Source organism: Microvirga soli, assembly GCF_016734765.1.
Taxonomy (GTDB): Bacteria; Pseudomonadota; Alphaproteobacteria; order Rhizobiales; family Beijerinckiaceae; genus Microvirga; species Microvirga soli.
Genome location: NZ_JAERQE010000121.1, coordinates 1 through 3430, shown reverse-complemented (window position 1 = coordinate 3430; position 3430 = coordinate 1). Strand labels below are relative to the sequence as shown.

The 3430-nt window shown below is 64.5% G+C and carries 2 protein-coding genes, 2 pseudogenes and 1 riboswitch; of the genes and pseudogenes, 2 read left to right on the top strand and 2 right to left on the bottom strand.

What is annotated here, in order from left to right; translation table 11 throughout:
• The first annotated feature begins 154 nt into the window (after positions 1–154).
• Complete coding sequence (locus JKL45_RS29400; RefSeq protein WP_201865293.1) at positions 155–571, top strand: DUF3830 family protein; 417 nt, start codon at positions 155–157, stop codon at positions 569–571.
• Positions 572–791: 220 nt separating this feature from the next.
• Positions 792–1178 carry a DUF421 domain-containing protein gene (locus tag JKL45_RS29395; protein ID WP_201865292.1) on the top strand — a complete coding sequence of 129 codons (387 nt, stop codon included), beginning with the start codon at positions 792–794 and terminating at the stop codon, positions 1176–1178.
• 248 nt (positions 1179–1426) lie between these two features.
• Here JKL45_RS29395 and JKL45_RS29385 read toward each other — a convergent pair.
• Positions 1427–2125, bottom strand: a pseudogene (locus tag JKL45_RS29385) (L,D-transpeptidase); the annotation flags it as partial.
• Between the two features lie 379 nt (positions 2126–2504).
• A riboswitch (glycine riboswitch) is annotated at positions 2505–2593 on the bottom strand.
• A 134-nt stretch (positions 2594–2727) separates the two neighbouring features.
• Positions 2728–3353 (bottom strand): annotated as a pseudogene (locus JKL45_RS29380) (trimeric intracellular cation channel family protein).
• Between the last annotated feature and the right edge of the window lie 77 nt (positions 3354–3430).

The window sequence follows — 3430 nt, the reverse complement described above, 5'->3', positions numbered from 1 at the left end:
CAGACGGTGAATGGTCGCCTCGTGTGCTTGCTGGCCTATGGCACCAACGCGCTCGGTAAGCGACTGGCCCATGCTGGATTGATGATGTTTTTGGAACACTGGAAAAGCCGCGCGTTTGACTGGACGCCAGCCGTTTCGTGACGGAGAAACACCGATGACCCTCATTCACATCAAGGCCGGATCCTTCGATTTCGAATCGAGGCTCGAGCAGGAAGCCGCACCGAAGATCTGCGAACTGTTCCTGAACCTGCTGCCATACGAGCAGCGGATCATCCACGTGCGCTGGAGCGGGGAAGCTTGCTGGATACCCCTCGGCGACACCGACTTCGGCCTCGGCTTCGAGAACGCGACAAGCTATCCGGCGCCCGGTCAGTTCGTGCTCTATCCCGGCGGCTTCAGCGAAACCGAACTGCTTCTAGCCTATGGCCGGGTCCGGTTCGCGGGCAAGATGGGCCAGCGTGCGGGCAATCATTTCCTGACGATCGGCAAGGGGCAGGACAATCTCTTGGCATTCGGCACGAAGGTCCTCTGGGAGGGCGCCCATGACATCCTGTTTGAGCGTCTTGAATGAGTTCCTGCCAAGGCAGCGAGAGCCTGGGCGCCTGACCGCGGCAGGGGACGGGGTGGGAGCCGCTTTCGGAACTTTTCCCCAAACCCATTCATTGCGTACTGCTGCCGTGCAGGGTGCATCCCCGCCCGCCGATCGCCGTTGCTGGAGGAGGAATGTCGTGTTGGCCGGCCTCAGTTTCTCCGCGCTCCTGCATGCTCGTCACACCGGCGAATTCTAGGCCATGGAATTCCTGCCTACGGACTGGCTGTCCATCCTGTCGCTCGATACTCCGCTTCTGGAGCTCGTCGCGCGAGGAACCGTCCTGTACTTCGGGATCCTCGTCATGACACGCCTCATGCCGCAACGGACCGGCGGCGAGCTGGCGATGATGGACCTGATCTTCGTCCTCCTGATTGCGGAGGCAGCCGCCCACGCGATGGGTGAATACACCTCCGTGGCCGATGGGGTCGTCATGATCGCGACGCTGATGGGGTGGAACTACCTCATCAACGCCCTCAGCTACCGCGTGCCCTTCATCGAGCGGCTTGTATCGTCCCTGCCGCTGCAAGTGATCAAGGACGGCAAGCTTCTCCGGCGCAACATGCGGCGTGAGTTCCTGACGGAGTAGGAACTCATGAGCCATCTCCGCGAGGAGGGCATCGGCGACGTGAAGGAGGTGAAATCCGCCCACATCGAAGGAGACGGGAAGATCTCGGTCATCTCGAAAAGGCGGTAGCCGACCTCCCGGCTTCCTGGGACTCGGTCCCAGGGTCTTGTTGAACCTGCGTCCGTCTTCCCTCCGGCATGCGCCTTCGGCTGATGCAGGCCTTCAACGGACGGCGGGGACGAACCGAGTTCGTCCCTGGCCTGCACACGTGTCGATGTCGGGCAGTCCGTGGATGGCTCCGCGTCGCCATCGGCCGTCCGCGTGTCTAAGAGGACGACCACCGGGGTTCCGACCGGTACGCGGCTGTACAGGTCGAGAATGTCCTGGTTTAGCATGCGGATGCAGCCGCTCGACACTGGCTCGCCGATGGTGTCGGGCTCGGTGGTGCCGTGGATCCGATACAGGGTGTCCCGGCCGTCCTGGAAGAGATAGAGCGCCCGCGGCCCGAGCGGATTGTTCAGGCCCGGAGGCATGCCGTTCGCCCAGCGCCGGTTGCGCGCGGGATCCCGCTTGATCATCGCGGCGGTGGGCGTCCAGCGGGGCCACTCCGCCTTGCGCCCGACTTGCGCGCGCCCGGCCCACTTCATGCCGTCGGCGCCGACGCCGATGCCGTATCGCATGGCACGTCCGTTCTCCCGCACGAGGTACAGGTAGCGATTGGCCGTGTCGACCACGATGGTGCCGGGACGCTCCGTGGTGTCGTAGGCGACCTCCCGCCTAAGGAACTGCGGGTCTACGGTCGAGATGTCGGTGGCCGGGAGCGGGAATTTCTCTTCCGGCTGCGGCCCGTACATGGCGACGTAGACCGGGTCCGGTCCCTTGAGAGCGATGTCCCGAGGCGCCTGCGGCGAGATGCAGCCCGCCAGGGTCAGGGCCAGCAGCATGATCCCGATCACGGCGAGGTGCATGGATGAATTTTGACGGCGGGGGAGGCGGAAAGGAGACATGGGATGAATCTGCTTGTTGAAGAGGATCTGGGGGACCGCATCCGCGCAGCCGTAGCGGCGCGCGGGGCGGATCGAGGTGGGGTTCAGGCTGTGATTGCTTGCGCGGGCTTACGGAACGTGCCGCCGGCCAGGGGGCATGGGTGCGCAGGCCGGACAGCCGGGCGTCGATGCGCATGAGGATCAAGTGTCAAAAGGCATGGTCAGGCTCCGAAAAGGCTCCGAACGCGGATAGCGCGCGAGCCCCCTCTGTCATTGGCCTGAGAGCTTCATCGCAGCCGACTTGCTCGGGCGCGACTTACACCGTGGGCGGGAGCGTGATGCTCCGCTTTTCAGAGTGTTGCACTGGCAAGCGGTCCTCGGTGCCTGAGAGTTTCCGGGGCGGTTGCTCCTTCGGCGGCCAGCACGCCGGCTCTCTCCCGCTTGCAGTGGTTGGTAACCTACGCCGGTTTGAGGCGGAATTGTGAAGCTTGGACGCGGCTGCCCCTCCTGCTGCCGTTTGGAGCCAAAAGGCGCTGCCCTGTTACGGGAGGCGCACACGTTCACGGCCGCCGGAGCACGCCAAATCAACGGGGATCGATCTCTCCCCACGTGCGCCCAGGCCGAGGCCGATAACGCGGCAGGGACCAGTCCCAGCGCAGCGCCGCCGCCCGGATGGCAAGACCAACCAGGAAACCGCCGGCGAGCGCGTACTCGCGCGGAACGCCCGCCGTGGCCAAGGCAACGAAGATCGCCGCCCCGCCCAGCACGGCTGACACGTAGATCTCGCGGCTGAGGATGACCGGGCTTTCGCCGCCGAGGACGTCCCGGATGATGCCGCCGAAGGTGGCCGTAATCACGCCCATCGCGATGGCGACGACAGGTCCGGCCTCGGCCAGCAGGGCCTTCTCGGCCCCGATCACGGCGAACAGTGCCATGCCGATGGCATCGCACCACAGGAGGAGCTTGAGGCGCGACTAGGGCATGTGGGCGAGGAAGAATATCGCACAGGAGACCAGCACGCAGGTGATCAGGTAAGCCGGCTCCCGCACCCAGAACATCGGAAGCGCGTTGATGAGCGCCCGCGGATCGTTCCGCCGCCGACCCCCGTTGCCGTTCCGAGCAGGACGAAACCGACCAGGTCCATCTCCTTGCGCGAGGCGACCAGCGCCCCGGTGGTCGCGAAGACCACGATCCCGAACCAGTCGAGCAGTGGTCTTGCTTCGGAACAATGGAGAGCACTTCTTATGATCCAGGAGGTGCTCCATGCCCCAGACACGCTTTACGAAA

Excerpts from the sequence above, each read along its gene's own strand:
- JKL45_RS29400 (WP_201865293.1), top strand. The coding sequence starts at position 155 with ATGACCCTCATTCACATCAAGGCCGGATCCTTCGATTTCGAATCGAGG.
- JKL45_RS29395 (WP_201865292.1), top strand. The coding sequence starts at position 792 with ATGGAATTCCTGCCTACGGACTGGCTGTCCATCCTGTCGCTCGATACT.